The following is a 21,777-nucleotide window of genomic DNA, read 5'->3' on the forward strand; positions in this document are numbered from 1 at the left end:
GGGAGGAGTTGGAGGTGGGGGTGGTCGGGCGACCCTCCTGATGTGGAGGCTGGCGGAACCACCCCCACTCCTAACCTCTCCCCACAAGGGGGAGAGGGACGCGCTCTGCCTTCAAAGAGCAGAGGGGTAAATCCAGTAGCCTCGGCGGGAGAGCGTCGAAGAACGAGGACTGCATAACCCGCATGTGCCCTACCGTCCACGCGAAGCCCGACACTCCTGCGCTCGTGTCACGGCAGGGCGTAGCGGCCAGTTTCGAAGTGTTCTATACGGGGCGCAGGCTGCGCCGCGCGAGTCCCGAGCGTCCAAATCGCTCGTCGCGCAACATCCTGTCCGGGCACCCCCGGAGCGGCGCGCGCTTTTTTTAGAAGCGCTCCAGCCGAACACGACTTCGTGGCGCAGGTCATGCCTGCGCGTGTTCGACAACCGCTCGTGAGGAAGAAACAAGCCGTGGCATCACTCGACAGCTTTCACTCCCGCCAGACCCTCACCGTCGGCGACAAATCCTATACCTACTACTCGATCCCCCATGCCGAGCAGGCCGGCCTCGCCGATGCGACGGCTTTGCCCTTCTCGATGAAGGTCATCCTCGAGAACCTGCTGCGGTTCGAGGACGACCGCTCGGTGAAGAAGGACGACATCTCCGCCACCGTCGCGTGGCTCGGCAACCTCGGCAAGGTCGAGACCGAGATCGCCTTCCGCCCCTCGCGCGTGCTGATGCAGGACTTCACCGGCGTTCCCGCCGTGGTGGATCTCGCCGCAATGCGCGACGCCATGGTCGCTCTCGGCGGCGACCCCCAGAAGATCAACCCGCTGGTCCCGGTCGATCTCGTCATCGACCACTCGGTCATCGTCGACGAGTTCGGCACCCCGAAGGCCCTGGCCGACAACGTGGCGCTGGAATACGAGCGCAACGGCGAGCGCTACACCTTCCTGAAATGGGGCCAGTCGGCCTTCGACAACTTCTCCGTCGTCCCCCCCGGCACCGGCATCTGCCACCAGGTGAACCTCGAGTTCTTGTCGCAAACGGTGTGGACCAAGACAGAAGACGGCACCGAGCTCGCCTATCCCGACAGCCTCGTCGGCACCGATTCGCACACCACCATGGTCAACGGCCTCGCCGTGCTCGGCTGGGGCGTGGGCGGCATCGAGGCCGAGGCCGCCATGCTCGGCCAGCCGCTCTCCATGCTGATCCCGGAAGTCGTCGGCTTCAAACTGTCGGGCAAGCTGCCCGAGGGCACCACCGCCACCGACCTCGTGCTCACCGTGACGCAGATGCTGCGCAAGAAGGGCGTCGTCGGCAAGTTCGTGGAATTCTACGGCCCCGGCCTCGACGACATGGCGGTGGCCGACCGCGCCACGATCTCCAACATGGCCCCCGAATACGGCGCCACCTGCGGCTTCTTCCCCATCGACCAGAAGACCATCGACTTCCTCAAGGTGACCGGCCGCGCCGACGACCGGATCGCCCTCGTGGAGGCCTATGCCAAGGCCCAGGGCATGTGGCGCGACGCGCAGACCCCGGACCCCGTCTTCACCGATTCCCTCTCCCTCGACATGGGTGACGTGCGTCCGTCGCTGGCCGGCCCCAAGCGGCCGCAGGACCGGGTGCTGCTGGACGGCGCCAAGCCGGGCTTCGCCCAGTCCATGGAGACCGAGTTCAGACGAGCCGCCGACATCGCCAAGCGCTACCCCGTCGACGGGGCGAATTACGATATCGGCCATGGCGACGTGGTGATCGCCGCGATCACGAGCTGCACCAACACCTCGAACCCGAGCGTGATGATCGGCGCGGGGCTCCTCGCCCGCAACGCCGTCGCCAAGGGCCTGCGTTCCAAGCCCTGGGTGAAGACCTCCCTGGCGCCGGGCTCGCAGGTGGTCGCCGAGTATCTGGAGAGCGCGGGCCTGCAGGCGCCCCTCGACGCCCTCGGCTTCAACCTCGTCGGCTTCGGCTGCACCACCTGCATCGGCAATTCCGGCCCGCTGCCGGCGCCGATCTCGAAGGCGATCAATGACAACGACGTGGTCGCGGCGGCCGTGCTCTCCGGCAACCGCAACTTCGAAGGCCGCGTGAACCCCGACGTGCGCGCCAACTACCTAGCCTCGCCGCCGCTGGTCGTCGCCTACGCGCTCGCCGGCTCGATGCAGATCGACATCACCACCGAGCCGCTGGGCATTGGCTCGGACGGCCAGCCGGTCTATCTCGCCGACATCTGGCCCTCCACGGCGGAGGTCGCCGAATTCATCGAGGCCAACATCACCTCGACGCTGTTCAAGTCGCGCTACGCCGACGTGTTCAGCGGCGACCATTACTGGAAGGCCGTCGAGGTCAACGAGGCCGAGACCTTCAAGTGGGATTCGACCTCCACCTACGTGCAGAACCCGCCCTATTTCGAGGGTATGACCAAGACGCCGGCGCCGATCACCGACATCGTCGATGCCCGCATCCTCGGCCTGTTCCAGGATTCCATCACCACCGACCACATCTCTCCGGCGGGCAACATCCGCGCGGCCTCGCCGGCCGGCGCCTACCTGCAGGAGCATCAGGTCCGGGTGCAGGACTTCAACCAGTACGGCACCCGCCGCGGCAACCATCAGGTCATGATGCGCGGCACCTTCGCCAACATCCGCATCAAGAACCAGATGGTCCGGGACGAGAACGGCAATGTGGTCGAGGGTGGCTGGACCCTGTTCCAGCCCTCGGGCGAGCGCATGTACATCTACGACGCCGCCCAGAAATACGCCGAATCCGGCACGCCGCTCGTCGTCTTCGCCGGCAAGGAATACGGCACCGGCTCGTCGCGAGATTGGGCGGCCAAGGGCACGAAGCTCCTCGGCGTCCGCGCCGTGGTGGCGGAGAGCTTCGAGCGCATCCACCGCTCGAACCTCGTGGGCATGGGCATCGTGCCGCTGGTGTTCCAGGGCGAGACGTCCTGGGCGTCGCTCGGCCTCAAGGGTGACGAGACCGTCAGCCTTCTCGGCCTCTCGGGCGACATCAAGCCGCGCCAGACCATGATCGCCGAGATCACCTCCGCCGACGGCACCAAGACAGAGGTGCCGCTCACCTGCCGGATCGATACGCTGGACGAGCTGGAATATTTCCGCAACGGCGGAATCCTGCCCTACGTCCTGCGCTCGCTGGCGGCGTAAGCCTACGATGCGAGGAAGGCCCTCCCCGGTCAGGGGAGGGCCTTTCGGCCCAGAAATTCCACCGGAATCTGAGCCGCCTTTGCAATCCCTCGAAACACCGTCCGATGGCGGTCGTTTCGGCCGTCCTATGGCGGTTGCGGGCGGCTCGAATTACGGTCCGCGCGGGCCTATGGATGTGGCCTGCGCCGCGTCCCCATCTGTGAACTCCCGCCACAATAGCACCAGGGCCGCCATCACCGCCGGGCCGAGGAAAAGCCCGAGCAGACCGAACGTCTCGACCCCGCCGAGGATGCCGAGCAGCACCCAGAGGAAGGGCAGGCGGGTGGTGCCGCCGATCAGGACCGGCCTCACGAAATGGTCGGCGACGAAGGTGACGACAAAGCCTGCCACCACCACCACCGCCGCCGGGATCACAGCACCGCCGGCGAGCAGGATCAGCGCGGCAATGCCGAAGACCAGCGGCGCTCCGAAGGGGATCATCGCCGCCACAGCCGTCAGCGCGCCGAGCAACACCGGATGCGGAACGCCCGCAAAATAGTAAACGACTCCAAGGAGAACGCCTTCGCCGAGGCCGACCAGCACCAGCCCATCGACGGTGCCATGGACGGAAGCCACCATCTGGCGGGCCACCCGCTCGCCGCGCGGGCCAAACAGGCGGGCGCTCGCCGTCAGCGACTGCCTGATGACAGTTCGCCCGTCACGGAACAGGAAGAACAACGTCAGCAGGGTGAAGCCGAATAGCACAACCCGGCGAACGACTTGAGCCCCCAGGCTCTTGGTCAGGCCGATCGTGGTCGAGTTGTCGAGCTTGTGCAGGATCTCGGACCCGGCGGACGGGTGGCTGAGAGTCTCGCTCCACCATGCGCTGGCCTTGGCCGCACCGTAGGGAAGGTGGGACAGGAATTCCGGTACGGGAATACCGCTCCGCTCGGCCGACTTGGCCCAGGCCATCGCGTCATGGGCCTCCCGCGCCGCCTGTACCCCGAGGACCACCAGGGGCGCGAGGAAGACCAGCGCTACCGCCAGGGTGAACAGGCTCGGCAGCAGGATGTTGTGGCCACCGGGCGGCCAGCGCCGTTCCGCCTTCGCATAGAGCGGCCAGAGCGCGATGGCGAGGATCACGGCCCAGGCCAGCGCCGGAAGGAACGGGTGGAGCACCCACAGGCCGAGGGCGGACAGCGCCAGGACCAGGGCGATGCGCGCGCCTCCTTGGGCGCGGCTGCGATGGTCCGTCGGCAGTTCCGCCGCATCGACAGATGTCGGTCGTTCCATTCTCGTCACCTCTGCCGCCTCCTGGCATGCCTCACGCTCGATGGTTTCGCGCAGGAAGTAGAGCACAGGCCCACGCCGAACGGGCGCGTGTCCGCATGTAGGTCAAGGCATCGACGGGTGGAATGGTCCGGGGCGCCCCGCAGGCGCACGAAGGCGCGAGCCCGAGCCGAGTATCTGTCAAGGTTGCCCGGCACCACCCCCTCGTGTAAGGGACCGCCTTCGATCGGAAGCGGCGCGACGCCGCTTCGGGGGCATGCTGCGCGACCCGGGGGGCGCCGGGTTCACGCGCCAGCCTCGGACCGGCCGCGCCCGCCATGGGATCCGACACCGGATCTGCCACGGCGCGCCACAGAGAAGAAAACGGCGAGAACGCATGTCTGACCAGCCGACAACCGCTACGTTCGACCGCGTCGCGGACATCATCGCCGACACCGCCGACATCCCGCGCGACACCATCTCGCCCGAGAGTCACGCCATTGAGGATCTTGGCATCGATTCGCTCGCCTTCCTCGACATCGCCTTCGCGGTGGACAAAGCCTTCGGCATCAAGCTGCCGCTGGAGCGTTGGACCCAGGAGGTCAACGAGGGCAAGGTGCCGGCCGAGGAGTATTTCGTGCTGAAGAACCTTTGCGCCCGCATCGACGCGCTGGTGGCCGAGAAGGCCGCCAAGGCTTGAAGGGCGAGCCCGGCCGGGCTGACCCCTTGAGAGTCCAGCGGAGCCTCTAGTCCCCAGCGGAGCCTTTGACGCCATGCGCCTCGAATATTTCGAGATGATCGACACGGTGACGAGTCTCGACAAGGCCGCCGGCCGGATCGAGGCGCTAGCTCACGTGCCGATGGAGAGCCCGGTCTTCGAGGGTCACTTTCCCGGTCATCCCCTGGTGCCCGGGGTGCTCCTCACGGAGACCATGGCCCAGGCCTCGGGATACCTGCTCCTCGCCCATCTCGACTTCGTGCAGATGCCGTTCCTGATGGCGGTCGACAAGGCGCGGTTCCGCTCCTTCGTCGGCCCTGGGGCGACGCTCGTCGTGCAGGCGAGTCTGGAGCATGACGGCTCTGGCTACGCGGTGACCAAGGCTTCCATCAGCCACGAGGGCAAACCTCTGGCCGATGCAGAGTTGCGCTTCCGAACCATGCCGTTTCCCGCAGGGCTCGATGCTCCCATGCGCGAACGCGCGCAGCGGATCGGCCTGATGGATCGCGCGGTTGCGGCAGGAGCTCCCCCCGGGGGAGCGGTTCCGGCATGAGCAAGACTAGCATGGACCGGCGCGACGTGGTCGTCACCGGCATCGGCCTCGTATCCTGTGCCGGAGAGGGAATCGCCGCCCACCTCGAAGCCTTCGCAGCGGGCAGGCCGAAGGCTACGGATACGGAGCGCTTTGCGCCCTATCCCGTCCATCCGGCCCCGCCGCTCTTGCTCGATGGACAGATCCCCAAGAAATCCGACCAGCGGCAGATGGAGGCGTGGCAGCGCCTGGGCGTCTACGCGGCCGGGCTTGCCCTCGACTCGGCTGGAGTGAAACAGGACGCCGCCTTCAAGGCAGCGATGCATCTCGTCGTCGCCTGCGGCGGCGGCGAGCGTGATACGGCGGTGGACGGTGCGATCCTGACCGGCCTGCGCGACGCGGCCGACCCGGGCGCCTATCTCAACGAGCACCTGCAGAACGACCTACGCCCGACCCTCTTCCTGGCCCAACTCTCGAACCTGCTCGCCGGCAACATCGCCATCGTCCATGGTGTCACGGGCGCCTCACGCACGTTCATGGGCGAGGAGGCTTCGGGCGTCGACGCCTTGCGCAACGCCCAGAGCCGCATCGCTTCGGGCCAGATCGATACGATGCTGGTGGGCGGCTCCTACAGCGCGGAACGCCCCGACGTTCTCGTCGTCCACGAGATGGGCGGATACCTGCGGAAGGGCGATTACCGACCGGTTTTCGAGCGCGAGGGTGAAGGCGAGGCCGGCGTCATTTTGGGAAGTACCGCCGCTTTCCTCATGCTGGAAGCCGCCGAGACCGCAGCGGCGCGCGAGGCGACGATCTTCGCCCGCCTTCTCCCAGTGGAAAGCGATCGCCCCCGGCGCGAGGCCGGCAGCGTAGGGCGTAGCCTCTCCACCTTGTGGGGCGAGGCCGCTTCCAAGCCGGATCTGGTGATCTCGGGTGCCACCGGCGTCAAAGAGATCACTGCCGAGGAGCGTGCTGCCCTGGACGTACTGACGCCCGGAACCCCCATCACAGCCCTCGGGGACCTTACCGGCCATTCGCTCGAAGTTACGGCGCCGCTGGGGGCGGCACTCGCCGCCGCACTCATTTCGGAAGGAACGGCGCGCGAGATCACGATCACCACCGTCGGCCATCGCCGTGGTGAGGGCGTGATCCGGTTAAGCGCGCTGTCGTGACCGGCAGGGATGTGGCTGTCAGCGAACGGAAATTCCGCTAAGACCGGTGCAACCGTGATTGATCGGCCCGAATGTTCGGGGCGGGGCATCTTCAAGGCCGTTCGGTCGGAACGATAGCAAGACGGCGCGATGACGAATTCCTCTCCCCCCGATTCACGGAACTTCCGGGACAGCCATGGCAGGCCGCTGGTCGCCGTGACAGGCCTCGGCATCGTCACGTCCCTGGGGCAGGGACAGGTCGACAATTGGACCGCGCTCACCGCCGGCCGGTCCGGCATCCACAGCATCGCCCGTTTTTCTACAGACGGCCTGCGCACCCGCATCGCCGGCACGGTAGATTTCCTCGATACCGACCCGCTCGTGGCGCCCGCCCTGTCGCAGCGCTTCGCCGAAGAGGCGGCCGAGGAGGCGATCACCCAATCCGGCATCGGGACGAAGGGCAATTTCCCCGGCGCGCTGTTCATCGCCGTACCGCCGGTGGAAATGGAATGGCCGCAGCGCCAGTCGCTGGCACAGGCGTCCGGCCAGAACGGCGACATCACCTATTCCGACCTCCAGCGAGCGGCATCGAGCAGACGGTTCGACGCCTGGCACGATCTCTTCATCTTCGCTACCGTGGCCGACAACATCGCCGATCGGTTCGGCACCAAAGGATCGCCGATCTCGCTGTCCACCGCCTGCTCATCCGGCGCCACCGCGATCCAACTCGGCGTCGAGGCGATCCGGCGGGGCGAGATGCAGGCGGCCCTGTGTATCGGCACCGACGGTTCGGTGAACCCGGAATCACTGATCCGATTCTCGCTGCTCTCCGCACTTTCGACCCAGAATGATCCGCCGGAGGGGGCCTCGAAGCCGTTCTCCAAGAACCGCGACGGCTTCGTCATGGGGGAGGGGGCCGCCGCCCTGGTCCTCGAGAATGCCGAGGCAGCGCGTGCACGCGGCGCGACGATCCTCGGCTACGTTCTCGGTTGCGGCGAGAAGGGTGACGGCTTTCACCGTACCCGGTCGAGCCCGGACGGGGCGCCCGGCATCGCCGCCATCCGCGCAGCCCTGCACGATGCTGGCACCGAGCCGGATTCGATCGACACGATCAACGCCCACGGCACGTCGACGCCGGAAAATGATAAGATGGAGGCGTTGGGCTGCGCTGCCGTATTCGGTGAGCGGATCCGCTCCCTGCCGATCTCATCGAACAAGTCGATGATCGGTCATACGCTGACAGCCGCGGGGGCTATCGAGGCGGTGATCTCGCTCCTTACCGTCACCCATGGCCGCATCCCACCGACGATCAATTACGCTGTGCCGGACCCAGCTCTCTCCCTCGACGTGGTAACGAGCGCACGCGACGCACGGGTCAGCCGGGTTCTGTCCAATTCCTTCGGATTCGGCGGGCAGAATACCTGCCTCGTCCTCGGGGACGAGCCGGCATGACGAACGAAGTGTCCCGCCGCGTCCTCGTCACGGGCGGCGCCTCCGGCCTCGGATCGGCCATCGTACGCGCGCTGGTCACCTCCGGCTACGACGTCGCTTTCACCTATCGGTCATCGGGCGAGGCGGCGGAGCGACTTGTCGCCGAACTCGTTCAGACACACCCCGAACGGGCGATCACCGCCCACCCTCTCGACCTCGCCGATCGCGATGCCCTAGAGGCTTTCTGCGAGGCCCAGGAGGGGGAAGCGTTCTACGGGCTGGTCCACAATGCAGGCCAATCTTACGACGTGCTGGCCGCGATGATGGCGCAGGACAAAGCCGAGGCGGCGATGCAGGTGAACTTCTGGTCGCTGACCCGCATGGCGAAAGCGCTGGTGCGCGGCATGATCCGCGGACGCTCCGGCCGCATCGTCGCCATCGGTTCGGTGGCGGCCCTCCAGGCCAATCCGGGTAATGCCGCTTATGCGGCGACGAAGGGTGCGCTGATCTCCTATTGCCGGACGCTGGCGATCGAATCTGCCAAGCGTGGGGTAACCGTCAACGTCATCGCGCCGGGCTTCATCGACACTGACATGATGGCTCCTTATGCCGCGCACCGCACCGGCATGGAGAAGCAGATTCCGTCCGGACGCTTCGCCAAGCCGGAGGAAGTGGCGGCGCTGGTGGCCTTCCTCATGGGAGATGGCGCCGCCTACATCACCGGCGCCGTTCTGCCGGTAGACGGTGGGCTGACAGCGATGATGGGCATCCATCGGACTTGAGGTGGACGATCCATTGCGCCTTCGCCTCATCTACGCGCTGGTTCTGACAGCAGCTCCGGCAATCGCCGAAACCGGCGCTTTCCGCGTCGATGGTCTTCCGCGCGGCGACGCGTTGAGTATCCGCGAGACCCCGGATGCTTCCGCGCCCGTACTGGGCCAGGCACCAGAAGGCGCGCGCCTGCGCGGCTTCGGCTGCACCAACGAGACGCCGAGCGGTCTCACCTGGTGTCGGGTCAAGGCCGGCCCAATCCTCGGCTGGGCGCGGCGACGCTACCTCGCGCCGGATTGAGCCGAGCCGACTTTCAGTCGATAAGGCGCCCTACCCATTCCGTTCCCTCATCCTGAGGTGCCGGAGCATTGTGGAGGCCTCGAAGGAGGACTCCAGACGGCACGCGGGCCCCGTAGCCCTCCCTCTACACCCGCCCACGCGGGCACCTCAGGATGAGGTGGTACGAAGGAGGTTCGGAGCCCGAAGCGCCCGACGAGAGACAAGCCCGATGCAAGCCCTCCAACTCTTCGGTGACCGCGACCTGCGCCTCAGCGAGGTCGATCCGCCGGCAGCTCCCGGCGGGGGCGAGGTTCAGATCCGCGTGCGCGCGGTGGGCTTGAACTTCATCGACGTCTGGGGCTTTCGCGGCATGGCCTTCGCCAAGCGCAAGATGCCGCTCACGGTAGGGGCCGAAGCCTCGGGCGAGATCGTCTGCGTTGGCGAGGGCGTCACGGATCTGCGTGAGGGCGACCGCGTGGTGATGTACGGCGCGCAGACGTGTGGTCGCTGCAAGGCCTGCCGGGAGGGTCGAGACAACCTGTGCGAGGACGTCTCCGGCGTTATGGGCTTCCATATCGACGGGTTCGCGCGCGAGCGTGTCACCATGCCAGCACGTCTCGTAGTGAAGGTACCCGATGGGGTGAGCTTCACCGATGCAGCCTGTGCTCCAATCGCCTTCGGCACTGTCCAGCACATGCTGTTCGACAATGCCAAGCTGGAGCCTGGCGAGAGCATCCTCGTTCATGCCGGTGGCTCGGGGATCGGTACCGCCGCGATCAAGATGGCCAAAGCCATTGGCTGCACTGTGTTCACGACGGTGGGGGACGACAAGAAGGGCGAGATGGCCAAGGCGCTGGGCGCCGATCACGTCATCAACTACCGCGACGAGCGCTTCGAAGGCGAGGTCCGCCGCCTGACCAAGCGAAAGGGTGTAGACGTAGTGTTCGAGCATGTCGGCCCGGATACCTGGAACGGCTCGCTCCTATGCCTCAAGCGCGGCGGCCGCCTCGTCACCTGTGGTTCCACCTCCGGTGTCTCTACGACCATGAACCTCATGCAGCTGTTCCAGCAACAGTACCGCATTACCGGGTCCTTCGGCTGCTCTATGGCCAACATCCGCCAATCCCTGGCGAAAATGGCCGAGGGGATCACGCCAGTAGTGGATACCGTGCTGCCACTCGCGGACTTTTCACAGGGGCTGGAACGCCTGGAATCGCGCAAGGTGTTCGGGAAAATCCTCGTGGCGATCGACTGATATGTCGCCTGGGCGGCGAGACTCGCATTCACCTCAGGCTGCCCCTTACCCGGAAAATGTTCTACACGAGCGCGATAGCCACTCCCGGATAGTCTCGTGCTGCGTCTTGCCCTCGTCCTGAACCGCCATCTGCCCCGGATGGCGGGGATCGCCATGATTCCGTTGGTCCGCTGCCTCTTCTGGCTAGCGCGATTGCTGGGGACCGAGCGGGCGAGCCGGACCGGCGGGGCGATTGCACGGAGAGTAGGTCCGTTCCTACCCGCGAACCGCATCGCATTGGCGAACCTGCGTGCCGCCTATCCCGAGAAAGATGAGGCCGCGATCAGGGCGCTCGCGCGCCAAGCCTGGGACAATCTAGGCCGGACGGGAGCGGAATACGCACATCTTGCAACCCTATTCGATATCGACCCCACCGATCCAGCAAGTCAGCGCATGTCCGTTGCCGGCGCGGAGCATTTCGAGGCTTTGCGCGACGACGGCAAGCCGGGGCTGATCTTCGCCGCACACCTCGCCAACTGGGAATTGCCGGCGATCTGCGCCGCTCGCTACGGCCTCGAGGCCACGGCGATTTTCCGGCCGCCCAACGATATAGCCTCGGCTCGCCTCGTCGCCGAGGTGCGCCGAGAGACCATGGGTGGCCTGGCAGCGGCGGGGCAGGGCGCCGTATTTTCCATGCAGGGCGTCGTGGAACGCGGCGGCCATCTCGGCCAGCTCATCGATCAGCATTTCACCCGTGGCGTAGTCGTGGAGTTCTTTGATCGACCCGTTCTGGTGAATCCGCTGCTCGCCAAGCTCGCCAAGCATTACGAATGCCCCGTTCACGGAGTCCGCGTGGTGCGCAAGGACAATGCCCGCTTCCATCTCGAACTCACGCCTCCCCTCGACCTACCCCGCGATGCCAAGGGCGAAATTGATGTGCAGGGCGCAATGCAGGCGATGACACGCGTGGTTGAGGAATGGGTTCGGGAAAATCCGGGTCAGTGGTTGTGGATGCACAGGCGGTGGCGGCCGAACATGCTGCCCAAGCCCAAGGTTGCTCCAGTTAAACAGTCTAATCCATCCACGGCCCATCGAGGCAACGTGACTTCCGTTTCCGGTTGAGGCGCTGTCACATAGGGATATGGTCCGATCCGCTTTACGGCTACTCAGCTCCGCGCTGAACCCTCTCGCACTGACACTTCTCCTTCCGTACATGACAGGCCCGGCACACGCCGAGCCGCCTCGCGCGGTATCGAGCTCTTCACTAGCCAAGGTTGCGGCGCCTGCCAGAAGGCCTCGCGGATGATGGGGGATTACGCCCAGCAGGCCGACATCATCGCCCTGACCCTTCCGGTCACCTACTGGGACTATCTTGGCTGGAAGGACGAACTCGCGATCCCGGCCTTCACCGAACGCCAGCGCGCCTATGCTCTGAGCCATGGCGAGCGCCAGCTTTTCGCACCGCAGGCCATCGTCAACGGCGAGCCATCCCCGGTCAGGTCAGACCAAGCCTTCCTCGACCGTAGCCTCCGCACGGCGCGGCAGTCGTGGGGCCTTATCGTGCTGGTAAAAGCGACGGACCAGGGGGACCGTATCACCATCGATATCGGCGCCGGACGGGGAAGCGGCGAGGTCTGGCTACTCCCGATCCTGCGCAGGCACAGGACGGCAGTCGGGCACGGTGAGAACAAGGGACAGGTGGTCGATTACGTGAACATGGTGCGCGGGATGCACAAGGTCGGAGCCTGGATGGGCCAGGCCGCGCATTTCGAGCTCCCGCGTAGCCTCGCTTGTTCAGGTCATGCCGACAACTACGTGGTCATGCTCCAGAGTGGGACGCTTGCCCATCCCGCCCGCATTCTCGGCGCGACGAAGGGGCCAAGTTTCTGAGCCTTGGCCCGCTTACTGCCTTCGACGCTTCAGCCCACCCATTCCCCAGCGCGCATAACCGGCACGGCGCGCCCTTCGGCGGTGAGGCCATCGACGTCGATCTCGGCCGAGCCAATCATCCAGTCGATATGGATCAGGCTGCGGTTCGCACCCCGTGCCGTGAGATCGTCCTCACTGAAGCCTTCACCGCCGTCGCGGAAGCATTTGCTGTACGCCTGCCCCAAGGCGATGTGGCTCGCCGCATTCTCGTCGTACAGGGTATTGTAAAATAGCAGTCCAGAAGCGGAGATAGCAGACGAAGCCGGCACCAGGGCGACCTCACCTAGACGGCGAGCCCCCTCATCCGTGTCGAGGACGCGCGCGAGGACATCGCCCCCTGTGCGAGCCGTCGCCTCGACGATGCGCCCATCTTCGAACCTTACCCGGATGCCGTCGATCAGCGTACCCTGGTAGGATAAGGGCTTGGTGCTTGCCACGTGGCCGTCCACCCGCGACTTGTGAGGCGTGGTGAACACCTCCTCGGTGGGAATATTGGCGTTGCACAGGATCCCGCTGCGCGAAACGGAGGCCCCACCGCACCACTCGTGATCGTCGGCAAGGCCGACGGTGAGGTCGGTGTCCGGTCCCTGAAACCGCAAGGCAGCGAAGCGATGCTCGTTGAGAATCTTAGTGCGGGCGTGGAGAGCGTCGTTATGCGCCTTCCACTCGCCCACCGGGTCGGTACCGTCAACGCGAGACGCCGCAAAGATCGCGTTCCACAGGCGTGAGAGGGCTTCGTCCTCGGCGCAATCCGGGAAAACAGTCCGTGCCCAAGGGCGGGTCGCCGCTGAAACGATCGTCCAATTCGTGGCGAAATTCGCGATGAGTTCGAGAGCCGGCACATAGGCCTTCGAGCGCGAGCGATTGGCGCGGGCGACTTTCTGGGCGTCCTGTCCAGCCAGCAACGACGGATCATCCCCGGCGATCGCAAGCCTTGCGGCTCCGTTCCGGAACGCGTCGGCCATACCGCTGTAGAGCCAGCCCGCCGCCGTATCGAACGCGTCCTCAGGTGCGTGGGCGAAGCGCGCCAAGGTCGCAGCGTCGTCGGAATAGAAAGTAGTCACCAGGGACGCGCCGGCCTTGTAAGCCTCGGTGGTGATCGCACGGGCGAGAGGCGCGGCTTCGAGCGGCGCCGTCATCACCAATTCCTGGCCGTTCTGGAGTCCGAGCCCAATGCGGACCGCCACCTCGGCGAGGCGGCTGATCCGCTCGTCGAAGGAGAGGGCGGTCGTGTCAGCCCCAGTGCTCGTCGTCATCACCAATCTCCTCAGCTCCATCCCGCATATGCCACGGGGCGGGCGTTCAGCAAGATCGGGATTCGTGATGCTGATTCAAGCGCGGGACTCGCAGCGAGATGGTCAAGCAGCGCGCGACCAAGTGATTTCGCCGAGATTCTCGCGGAAGGCGAAACGCATGAGATGGTCGGCCACCACGTTTTCCAGCCGCGTCAGACCAGCTGGATCAGGAGTCGCGACACGCATCAACAAAGCATCGGCCTCTGCCTGGAACGTGCAAACGCGATCTTCGCCGAACGGGACCGTACCGGCCGCGTCCGTCGCTTCCACGGGGAATTTATGGCTCCAATGGCGGCAGAGCTGCTTCAGGTAGCGGCTTGCCTCGGCAGTTGGAACTCTCGCCTGCGAGATCGGCATCGTCTTGTCTCCTTCGGTCCCTGAAATCCATGGACGCAGCTGGTGCATCGTTGTCGCTGGGCTGCAGACCTTCATTGAGGGTGCGATCCGCCTCTTACTGAAGGGGTCAGGACCGTTAACGTCCCCATAAGACGCTGCAGCGCACCCATGAAGCACTCTCATCGCAATAACGCTTTAGATCAGGACTTGAAGCCGTTTCATGGCGCATCGCGAGATCGATTGTGATCTTTTCTTGTGCGACGCACAATGGGGCATGTGAACAACGCCGTGAGTGTCTGGATGGCTTATGCGGCGAAGTCACACGCCCCCGGCGCTTACTCCTTCGGAAGCGCCGGGGGAGGGTTCGCTGACAACGCGATCACCTTCCCGGGGTTCAGCAAATCTCGCGGATCGAGGGCGCACTTGAGCCGGCGCATCAGGTCCAGGCCGACCGGATCGGCGTAGAGGCCCAGTTCGTCTCGCTTGATTAGGCCGATGCCATGTTCGGCGGCGATGGACCCGCCCATCCGATGCACGATGTCGTGAACGATCCTGTTGAAGCGTCCCCATTCCTTGAGGAACGTAGCCTTGTCCATGCCGAGAGGCTGGCTAAGGTTGAAGTGGATGTTGCCATCGCCGAAATGCCCGAAGGCGCAGACACGCAGGCCAGGCATTTCAGCCTCGCATGCCGCGATCGCCGTATCTAGGAAATCGGCGAGACGCGATAGCGGCACCGAGACGTCGTGCTTGATCGAGCCGCCTTCGAGCGACTGAACGTCAGACAAGTTTTCTCGGAGCGCCCATAGGCTCGCGTTCTGCGTCTCACTCGACCCGATGACCGCGTTTTCCACGAGACCACGATCGATAGCTGCGGCAAGCGCCGTCTCGATGGCATCCGAGGCCTCTGCCCCAGCGTGCGTCGTAGACATTTCGATGAGCGCGTAGCCCGCATGATCCCCGGGAAGGGGACGTGGAAAAGCGGGTCTGTGTTTCAGTACGATTTCGAGTCCGAAGCGCGGAATGTACTCGAATGCCGTGAGGTTATGGCCAGCGGTCCGTTTAAGCGTGTCGAACAAGGCCAGAGCGGAATGCGGCGACGAAAGACCCGCAAAGCCGACTGCCCGCGACGAAGGCTTGGGATAGAGCTTCAGCACCGCCGCTGTGATGATTCCAAGGGTCCCTTCCGATCCAACGAACAGGTGTTTCAGGTCGTAGCCCGCATTGTCTTTGCGCAGCGCGCTCAACCCGTTCCAGACCCGGCCGTCTGCCAGCACCACTTCGAGGCCGAGCACGAGATCGCGCATGTTGCCATAGGCAAGGACGCCGGTTCCGCCGGCATTGGTGGCGAGGTTGCCGCCGATCGTGCACGAGCCCTCCGAGGGCAGTGACAGGGGGAACAGCATCCCCTCCTGGTCGGCCGCCGCCTGAGCCTCGGCGAGCAGGACGCCCGCCTCGACGGTGATACTGGCGCTCAACGGGTCGATGGCGCGGATGTACGAGAGGCGACCAAGCGACAGGACGATCCCGCCATGCGGCACTCCGCCTCCCACCAACCCGGTATTACCACCCTGAGCAACGATGGCGATTCCAGCGTCGGCGCAGGCCGCAACAACGAACGCGACGTCGCTGGTATCGGCCGGCCGAACGACGGCGAGCGCGTTGCCGTGAAAGAGGCCGCGCCATTCCCGGAGATGGGGTGCAATCTCTGCGGGGGCCGTGAGGACGTGCTTCTCCCCCAAGCGCTCAGTGAGACGGAAGAGAAGATCGGCGGGAGCAGTCACGGGCAGCTCTGGGCGGGAGATCGAGGGGTAACACGAAGTGGGGAGGCCGGACCGTCACGATGGCGGCTGCGAACTCACCTCCTATGATAAGGTTCGTGACCCGTCTTTGCAGGGCACGGAGCCGTGCCGCAACCGATCAGCGCAAACCCGGAGGAGGCGCCCAACCGATGCTGTCCGTGATCCCGAACCCACCCCGTACCGCCCTGCCCATTGTTGGCAGCGAGGACTTTTTCCCTGTGCGCCGCGTCTATTGCGTGGGACGCAACTACGCCGCCCATGCCCGCGAAATGGGGAAGGATCCCGAGCGCGAGCCGCCGTTCTTCTTCATGAAACCGGCGGACGCGCTTCAGATCGTCCCGGGCGCGGATGCAGTAGACCATCCCTATCCGCCCCGCACCGCCAATTACCATTTTGAGGTGGAACTCGTAGCAGCCCTCGGACGCGGCGGGCAGGACATCCCCACGGCCGATGCCCTCGATCATGTCTACGCCTACGCCGTCGGGCTCGACATGACCCGACGCGACGTTCAGGACGAAGCCAAGCGCCTTTCCCGCCCGTGGGACCTCGCCAAATCGGCCGATGCCTCGGCACCCATCGGACCACTCCACCCGGTCGAAGGTCGCAGGCATCCGATGCGCGGCGCCATCACACTCTCGGTGGACGACAATCCCCGCCAAGCCGGCGACCTATCGGAGATGATTTGGTCCGTAGCCGACCAGATCGCGCTCCTTTCCACCTATTTCGAGCTCCATCCCGGTGACCTGATCTTCACCGGTACGCCTTCAGGCGTCGGTGCGGTCGAGCGCGGACAAGTGATGCAGGCGGCCATCGAAGGCTTCGGTGCCATCCGCCTCAACGTCGTATGATTGGCTCCCTCCTCAACCGGCCGCTGATCCAACGGTTATTCCAGTTCGGCGCCCTCGTGTCCCGTGGAATGACCCTCGGCGTGCGGGGCGTCGCCTTCGACGCTCAGGGCCGCGTCTGCCTCGTGCGCCATACTTATGTGGAGGGATGGCACCTGCCCGGGGGTGGCATCGAGATTGGCGAGAATGCCGTCGACGCCATGGTTCGAGAGTTTCGGGAGGAGGCCGAGATCGTCGTGGAGGCGGCAGACACCTTGCGCCTGCATGGCTTCTTCCGCAGCACCGCCGCAACGGGCCGCGACCACATCGCTGTCTACGTCGCCCCCACCTTCACACTCCTCGGACCGAAGGCGCCAGACCGGGAAATCGCGCAGAGCGACTTCTTCGCGCTCGACGCCTTGCCCAAAGACACGACGCGGGCCACCCACAGCCGCCTCGACGAGATCGTCCATGGACTCTCCCCAACGGCCACGTGGTGAGAACGCGAGAAAGTTGCCCGCCGGCAAAAGAACCGAAAAACAGCTCTTGCCACGCCCGCCGGAATGTTGTTTAGAGACGCCGTCCGGGGCCGCCGGCGGGTCTTCTCCTCAAGCGGCACGGCATAGTGAGCGGGTGTAGCTCAGGGGTAGAGCACAACCTTGCCAAGGTTGGGGTCGAGGGTTCGAATCCCTTCGCCCGCTCCAATTCATCCAACCATCAGAACATACGCGATGGGCCGCCTTCGGGCGGCCTTCGTCGTATCTGGAGCTCGCATTCTGTCTTTCGATGGACGGTCATGACGAGTTCTCAAGCATACACATTGCTGGTCATCCGATGGCTGCCAGCGGACCTTCTCGATGAACCAATACGCCCTCTGCATGTTGAGTCACCGACAGCAAGGGATAAAACATATGACATCGACTTGGATGACCCTCGAGGAACTTGCCCTCAACCGCCAGATCACGGTGGATGAGGCGCTCCGCATCGTGAACGAGGCCCATTGCCCCAAGGTGTTCCGTGCTACGGCAACCCTGTATCTGGTCTGAGGGCCAGGCGGGCGTAATAGAGATTCAGTAGCGGTAGTTATTTTCTACCTCCGTCGGGTTCTGACTCGCCAACTTAGGACCCGGCGGCATACAAAGCGCTGACATCATTGCGGGTTGCCTGTCTGACGGCATTCAAAACCTGCACTATCTTCGCTTCGACAACCCAGGCTGCGCCCATGCAGCTCGACGAGGTGCGGTCCGCTCCGTGGAGCACCGTTGAACACGTTGAGTACGGTTCCGATAGCAGCGCCTGTTATCTGCGCCGAGAGACCATTCGCCAGGAAATTCGTCGTGAGCATCCTTTTAAGATACCCGTCTTTGGGCTCTGTGCTGCGGTTACTGAATATCACACCGGCGTTAGTTTTTAATTGAGCTAAATGGGGATAGCCCAGCGCCATCATTTGGCACTGGGCTATTTTTGTTTCAAGAACTATCTAGCATCAGCTATTGGTACGGTATTACTCGCGAATAACGTTCTATATCGAGGCGATAGCAGATCCGGTATTTCCGACCCGACCGTGCCGGGTCATACCGGTATTCGGCAGGATCGGTATTGTGTTGGGCTGCAACCCGCACTGCACTTGTACCGGCGAAGAACGGCCAGCTGGTGACGTTTCCACCCGCCCCCACCTTGGCTGGGACAAATAGCGTTGGGACCGCCCAATTCAATAAATCTGCTCCTTCGCGCGCACGAGAAACCGGTTTGTCACCGCCGCTTAAAAGCGCTGAACGGTGATACCGTCACAGCGCCTGTCCGCCATTCTGACGCATGGGATCACAGATTTTCGCAGACACCTTATCGAGATGTTCGCATGCATTCTTGAGGTACCAAGCCTTCAGATCCGGCTGGGTTGGTGCGACGAACATCGCCACAAGGACGAAGCCGACGAAGCCGAGGACGACAAGCGTCAGAAGATTCCGCATCAACTCACTCCAAAAAAAGAGCGTCCTCTCCTGGAGACAGGGCGCAAGCCCATAGGAGACAACGTAAAACGGCCAGCCAATCGCCTCAACGGACAATTCAGCTGGCCGATTCGGTAATAGCACGGCTTGTGAAAGCCGACACGGGAAAGGCTGTTGAGACCTGATGTTTCAACGTTGTTGGCAGCGTCCTGGTTCCCAGTTGTAGATCTTATCTCTCTGCAGGTTCAAAAAGCGGTACGATCTTCATGGCCGGCACCAGCACGAGGCCTTTGTCGGTGATCCGAATCTCTGGAATGACAGACAGCGGAATTAGGTTGAACCCCATATAGGGGATCGTGCAGCCGGCCCGCTCCCAGGCCACCTTCAGCAAACGGACTTCTTCGGCGACGAGACCGACGCGCTTGTCGGAGAGAAGTCCTGCCACAGGCAACGGAACCATCGCAGTGACCTTCCCATCCTCGACCACGCAGACGCCCCCCTGGATCGTCGACAGCGCATCTAGAGCGACGCGCATGTCCTCTTCATTCAGCCCGGCCACGATTACGTTGTGCGAATCGTGGCCGACACTGCTCGCGACAGCGCCCTGTTTCAGACCAAAGGCGCGCAGCAATCCGTGCGCGACGTTCCCGGCCCTGCCATGGCGCTCGATCACGGTGACGAAGCACAGGTCGTTGTCCCACAATGTCGTTACCCAATCGAGGCCGGGAGTCAGATCGTAGCGCTCGTGGGTCAACTCGATGCCGGGAAGCGTGGTGCGAATGGCGTTGACGATGCAGCGGCCTTCGGGAAACGGCGGGACGAGGGCAGGAAGCGGCTGTGGCAGATGCATCGTTGCATAGGCTGGTGCAGGATATCGATAGGGTCGCGAGAGTGCCGCATCGAGGAGGGGAGTAACCGCACGGTTCTCGACCACGCACCGTCCGCCATACCATGTGGTCTGCGGGATCAAGTCATCATCGAGGAGGACTAGATCGGCCCGACGTCCCCCGCCGAACCCACCAATCTCGCCATCGAGCCCATACCGGGTCGCCGGATGGAGCGAGCCCATTGACCATGCCTGTTCGCGGGGGATGCCCATGCGGATTGCCTCGCGCACCACCCAATCCAGGCCGTAAGCGAGGAGATCCTGCGCATCCCGGTCGTCGGTGCAGACGCAGACCCGCTTGGCCGAGGCTCCCAGTTCGATGATCGTGCCGATAGCCTTGGGCAAACTGTGCCAGGGCGTGGTCGGCGGGCCGCCGCGCAGGTAGATCCACAAACCCGCCTCGAGCAGGTCGTCGGCAATGTCCCTGTCGATGGCTTCGTGGGTATCAGTGACCCCGCTGGCCGCGTAGGCCGCAACGAAGCCGCGGCCGTAGATATGGCCGGAGACCGGCCGCCCCCGTTGCAGAGCGGCCGCGATGATGGCATGCGCCCTTTCATCGCCCTCGGCGACGGCGACGAAATCCATCTTCTCGCCAAGGCCGATCGCCTCCGGCCACGCATCGAACAAAGCTCCGATCTTCTCGGCCGTCAGGTCGCCACCGGCGGTTTCCAAGGCTGGCGACGTGGCCGGGACCGTGCTCGGCACCGTGAGGTAGATGTTGAGCGGCGCCTCGCGGGCATCCTCCAGCATCCAGGCGATGCCGTCCGCATCGAGGACATTTCCGATCTCGTGGCTGTCGCAGACGACGGTCGTGGTGCCGTTGAGGAGCGCCGCCTCGGCATAGGCGCAGGCGGTCACCATGCTGCTCTCGATATGCAGATGTGGATCCACCAGGCCGGGCGCCAGAATACCGCCGCCCGCATCGTAACGGGGGGCACTCCCGTGATAGGCACCGGCAGGCTTTACGGCGGCGATACGTCCTCCGGCGATCCAGACTTCACTGTCCGGCCGGATCCGCTCAGAATAGGTGGAGAGGATACGTGCGCCGGTGATGACGAGATCGGGCTCCGCCCGCCCCGCGGCGACGCCGGCGAGATGCCGGGTCATCCGGGCCAAGGGTGCGACGGAAAAACGTGTCAGCGGCGTCGGATCGGTCATCGTCGGCTTGGCTCCTGGCATCATCAAACCGGCCGCCACGGCAGGCCGGTCTTGCCCGGCGGCGCGCACGCATCATGCCACAGGCGGGTCTACCGCGCCTGCGCGTCCAGAAAGGCGGGTTGCCAACCTGTTTCGCCGGGACCATGTAGCGCTGCGAGTTCGGTCGTGGCGTCTCCCAACGGTGACGGTCACGGCGCAGGAATGTCGGCGGGACCAGACGGTCGAACGTCGAACATTTCGCCTACCGAACCCTCGACATCACATTCCCCGATCGCATCATCGAGCATTTGTCATGGCCAAGCGTACAAAGTCGAAACCGCAGGAGCGGGGCTCAGTCCTGTTCGACGTGGTCTATGAAGACGAGTCCCGTGCCTCGAACCGTCGGGTTCCCATGGAAATCCTCGGAGGGCTCGACGGTGACGAGCCCGCCCGGCAACTGATCGAGGAGCAGGACCGCGCCATCGCCGAGAAGTCGGGCCGCCCGTCCCGCGCCATTCGAAGCCTGAGCCGGTCGCCGGCCCGCGCGATCAGCAGCGAGTCCGGCGATTGATCCTCAGGCTTTCTTAAGGAACTGTGTCTTCAGAACGAGGCCCTTCACCTTCTCGGCGTTGCACTCGATCTCTTCAGGATCCTCCGTGAGGCGGATGTTCTTGATGAGCGTCCCGCGCTTCAGGGTGGTGGAGGTGCCCTTCACCTTGAGATCCTTGACCAGCGTGACGGAATCCCCGTCGGCCAGCTTGGTGCCGTTGGCATCCTTCGTATCGGCCATGGTTCAGGCCCCGGCATCGGGCGGCATGTAGGGCTGCCCGGCATTGGTCAGCGCCCGGTCCACCGCCTCGATGGCGAGGAGGATGCGCATGAAATCCTCGGCGGCGGAGGCAGCTGCGAGTTCGCTCGAACCGATCCGCTTGGCCAAGGCGTTGCGCTGTCGCGAGAGGCTGGCGCGGGCGCGGTTGAGGTCGGCAATCTCGTCGGGCGTCATGGTAGGGTCTCTCTGCCGATCGACCGTCCAGGCGGTCTCGGGTGCGGAGCGATGCAATCATTGGCCGCAGGATGCAATGGCGCATCCGGCGGCATCGCCGCGGATGGGGCG

General features: G+C 64.5%; 22 protein-coding genes and 1 tRNA gene. 15 read left to right on the top strand and 8 right to left on the bottom strand.

The genetic code is table 11. From position 1 onward, the window contains the following. The first annotated feature begins 447 nt into the window (after nt 1-447). Nucleotides 448-3,147, top strand: coding sequence for an aconitate hydratase AcnA (gene acnA, locus ASF32_RS10515; RefSeq protein WP_056427487.1), 2,700 nt, complete (start codon nt 448-450; stop codon nt 3,145-3,147). Between the two features lie 150 nt (nt 3,148-3,297). Here the strand turns inward: acnA and ASF32_RS10520 are convergent, their stop codons facing one another. After that, the gene (locus ASF32_RS10520; RefSeq protein WP_056427720.1) at nt 3,298-4,419 is read right to left on the bottom strand and encodes an AI-2E family transporter; all 1,122 of its coding nucleotides are present in this window, start codon (nt 4,417-4,419) and stop codon (nt 3,298-3,300) included. Nucleotides 4,420-4,792: 373 nt separating this feature from the next. On the opposite strand from ASF32_RS10520, the gene ASF32_RS10525 reads away from it, so the two are divergent. From ASF32_RS10525 to ASF32_RS10565, 9 genes are all read left to right on the top strand, one after another. Then, nucleotides 4,793-5,095 (top strand): acyl carrier protein, encoded by a 303-nt coding sequence (locus tag ASF32_RS10525; protein WP_018044158.1) that lies wholly within the window; start codon nt 4,793-4,795, stop codon nt 5,093-5,095. A gap of 73 nt (nt 5,096-5,168) precedes the next feature. Further along, entirely contained in the window at nt 5,169-5,666 is a 498-nt protein-coding gene (locus tag ASF32_RS10530; protein WP_056427490.1) for a 3-hydroxyacyl-ACP dehydratase FabZ family protein, read from the top strand. Further along, nucleotides 5,663-6,814, top strand: coding sequence for a beta-ketoacyl-ACP synthase (locus ASF32_RS10535; RefSeq protein ID WP_056427493.1), 1,152 nt, complete (start codon nt 5,663-5,665; stop codon nt 6,812-6,814). Before ASF32_RS10530 ends, ASF32_RS10535 begins: the two co-directional genes overlap by 4 nt. Before the next feature lie 129 nt (nt 6,815-6,943). Next, the gene (locus tag ASF32_RS10540; RefSeq protein WP_056427497.1) at nt 6,944-8,245 is read left to right on the top strand and encodes a beta-ketoacyl-ACP synthase; all 1,302 of its coding nucleotides are present in this window, start codon (nt 6,944-6,946) and stop codon (nt 8,243-8,245) included. Further along, nucleotides 8,242-9,006 carry an SDR family oxidoreductase gene (locus ASF32_RS10545; protein WP_056427500.1) on the top strand — a complete coding sequence of 255 codons (765 nt, stop codon included), beginning with the start codon at nt 8,242-8,244 and terminating at the stop codon, nt 9,004-9,006. Before ASF32_RS10540 ends, ASF32_RS10545 begins: the two co-directional genes overlap by 4 nt. 28 nt (nt 9,007-9,034) lie before the next feature. Further along, nucleotides 9,035-9,295: an SH3 domain-containing protein gene (locus ASF32_RS10550; RefSeq protein ID WP_244478048.1), complete on the top strand. Its 261-nt coding sequence runs from the start codon at nt 9,035-9,037 to the stop codon at nt 9,293-9,295. A gap of 208 nt (nt 9,296-9,503) precedes the next feature. Further along, nucleotides 9,504-10,529, top strand: a complete 1,026-nt coding sequence (locus ASF32_RS10555) for a zinc-binding dehydrogenase (RefSeq protein ID WP_056427503.1) — start codon at nt 9,504-9,506, stop codon at nt 10,527-10,529. A gap of 96 nt (nt 10,530-10,625) precedes the next feature. Continuing rightward, the gene (locus tag ASF32_RS10560) at nt 10,626-11,630 is read left to right on the top strand and encodes a lipid A biosynthesis lauroyl acyltransferase (RefSeq protein ID WP_056427506.1); all 1,005 of its coding nucleotides are present in this window, start codon (nt 10,626-10,628) and stop codon (nt 11,628-11,630) included. 180 nt (nt 11,631-11,810) lie between these two features. Then, nucleotides 11,811-12,398, top strand: coding sequence for a DUF1223 domain-containing protein (locus ASF32_RS10565; protein ID WP_244478039.1), 588 nt, complete (start codon nt 11,811-11,813; stop codon nt 12,396-12,398). Nucleotides 12,399-12,427: 29 nt separating this feature from the next. On the opposite strand, the gene ASF32_RS10570 is transcribed toward ASF32_RS10565, so the two are convergent. The 3 genes from ASF32_RS10570 to ASF32_RS10580 all read right to left on the bottom strand — a co-directional run bounded on the left by ASF32_RS10570 (nt 12,428) and on the right by ASF32_RS10580 (nt 15,855). Beyond that, the gene (locus tag ASF32_RS10570) at nt 12,428-13,693 is read right to left on the bottom strand and encodes an aminopeptidase (protein ID WP_056427507.1); all 1,266 of its coding nucleotides are present in this window, start codon (nt 13,691-13,693) and stop codon (nt 12,428-12,430) included. Nucleotides 13,694-13,795: 102 nt separating this feature from the next. Further along, complete coding sequence (locus tag ASF32_RS10575) at nt 13,796-14,089, bottom strand: DUF2218 domain-containing protein (RefSeq protein WP_056427510.1); 294 nt, start codon at nt 14,087-14,089, stop codon at nt 13,796-13,798. Between the two features lie 314 nt (nt 14,090-14,403). Then, entirely contained in the window at nt 14,404-15,855 is a 1,452-nt protein-coding gene (locus ASF32_RS10580; protein ID WP_156467760.1) for an FAD-binding oxidoreductase, read from the bottom strand. Nucleotides 15,856-16,016: 161 nt separating this feature from the next. On the opposite strand from ASF32_RS10580, the gene ASF32_RS10585 reads away from it, so the two are divergent. The 4 genes from ASF32_RS10585 (at nt 16,017) to ASF32_RS26845 (ending at nt 17,737) form a co-directional block, all read left to right on the top strand. Continuing rightward, nucleotides 16,017-16,715 carry a fumarylacetoacetate hydrolase family protein gene (locus tag ASF32_RS10585; RefSeq protein WP_056427516.1) on the top strand — a complete coding sequence of 233 codons (699 nt, stop codon included), beginning with the start codon at nt 16,017-16,019 and terminating at the stop codon, nt 16,713-16,715. Further along, on the top strand, nt 16,712-17,191 hold the full coding sequence (locus ASF32_RS10590; protein WP_056427519.1) for an NUDIX domain-containing protein: 480 nt from the start codon (nt 16,712-16,714) through the stop codon (nt 17,189-17,191). The genes ASF32_RS10585 and ASF32_RS10590 overlap by 4 nt, the downstream gene beginning before the upstream one ends. Nucleotides 17,192-17,320: 129 nt before the next feature. Then, nucleotides 17,321-17,395: transfer RNA gene (locus tag ASF32_RS10595), tRNA-Gly, on the top strand. 207 nt (nt 17,396-17,602) lie between these two features. Beyond that, complete coding sequence (locus ASF32_RS26845) at nt 17,603-17,737, top strand: hypothetical protein (RefSeq protein ID WP_280136553.1); 135 nt, start codon at nt 17,603-17,605, stop codon at nt 17,735-17,737. A gap of 741 nt (nt 17,738-18,478) precedes the next feature. Here ASF32_RS26845 and ASF32_RS10600 read toward each other — a convergent pair. Together ASF32_RS10600 and ASF32_RS10605 are read right to left on the bottom strand one after the other, a co-directional pair. Then, nucleotides 18,479-18,661, bottom strand: coding sequence for a hypothetical protein (locus ASF32_RS10600; protein ID WP_056427522.1), 183 nt, complete (start codon nt 18,659-18,661; stop codon nt 18,479-18,481). A gap of 208 nt (nt 18,662-18,869) precedes the next feature. Continuing rightward, nucleotides 18,870-20,684, bottom strand: coding sequence for an adenine deaminase C-terminal domain-containing protein (locus ASF32_RS10605; protein ID WP_056427525.1), 1,815 nt, complete (start codon nt 20,682-20,684; stop codon nt 18,870-18,872). 292 nt (nt 20,685-20,976) lie between these two features. Between ASF32_RS10605 and ASF32_RS10610 the strand changes: the two genes are divergently transcribed. After that, nucleotides 20,977-21,234 (top strand): hypothetical protein, encoded by a 258-nt coding sequence (locus tag ASF32_RS10610; RefSeq protein WP_056427528.1) that lies wholly within the window; start codon nt 20,977-20,979, stop codon nt 21,232-21,234. A 3-nt stretch (nt 21,235-21,237) separates the two neighbouring features. On the opposite strand, the gene ASF32_RS10615 is transcribed toward ASF32_RS10610, so the two are convergent. Both ASF32_RS10615 and ASF32_RS10620 read right to left on the bottom strand, forming a co-directional pair. Further along, the gene (locus tag ASF32_RS10615) at nt 21,238-21,453 is read right to left on the bottom strand and encodes an alkylphosphonate utilization protein (protein ID WP_056427531.1); all 216 of its coding nucleotides are present in this window, start codon (nt 21,451-21,453) and stop codon (nt 21,238-21,240) included. A 3-nt stretch (nt 21,454-21,456) separates the two neighbouring features. Further along, the gene (locus ASF32_RS10620) at nt 21,457-21,666 is read right to left on the bottom strand and encodes a hypothetical protein (RefSeq protein ID WP_056427534.1); all 210 of its coding nucleotides are present in this window, start codon (nt 21,664-21,666) and stop codon (nt 21,457-21,459) included. Between the last annotated feature and the right edge of the window lie 111 nt (nt 21,667-21,777).

Origin of the sequence: Methylobacterium sp. Leaf91 (genome assembly GCF_001422815.1) — a bacterium.
Lineage (GTDB): Bacteria > Pseudomonadota > Alphaproteobacteria > Rhizobiales > Beijerinckiaceae > Methylobacterium.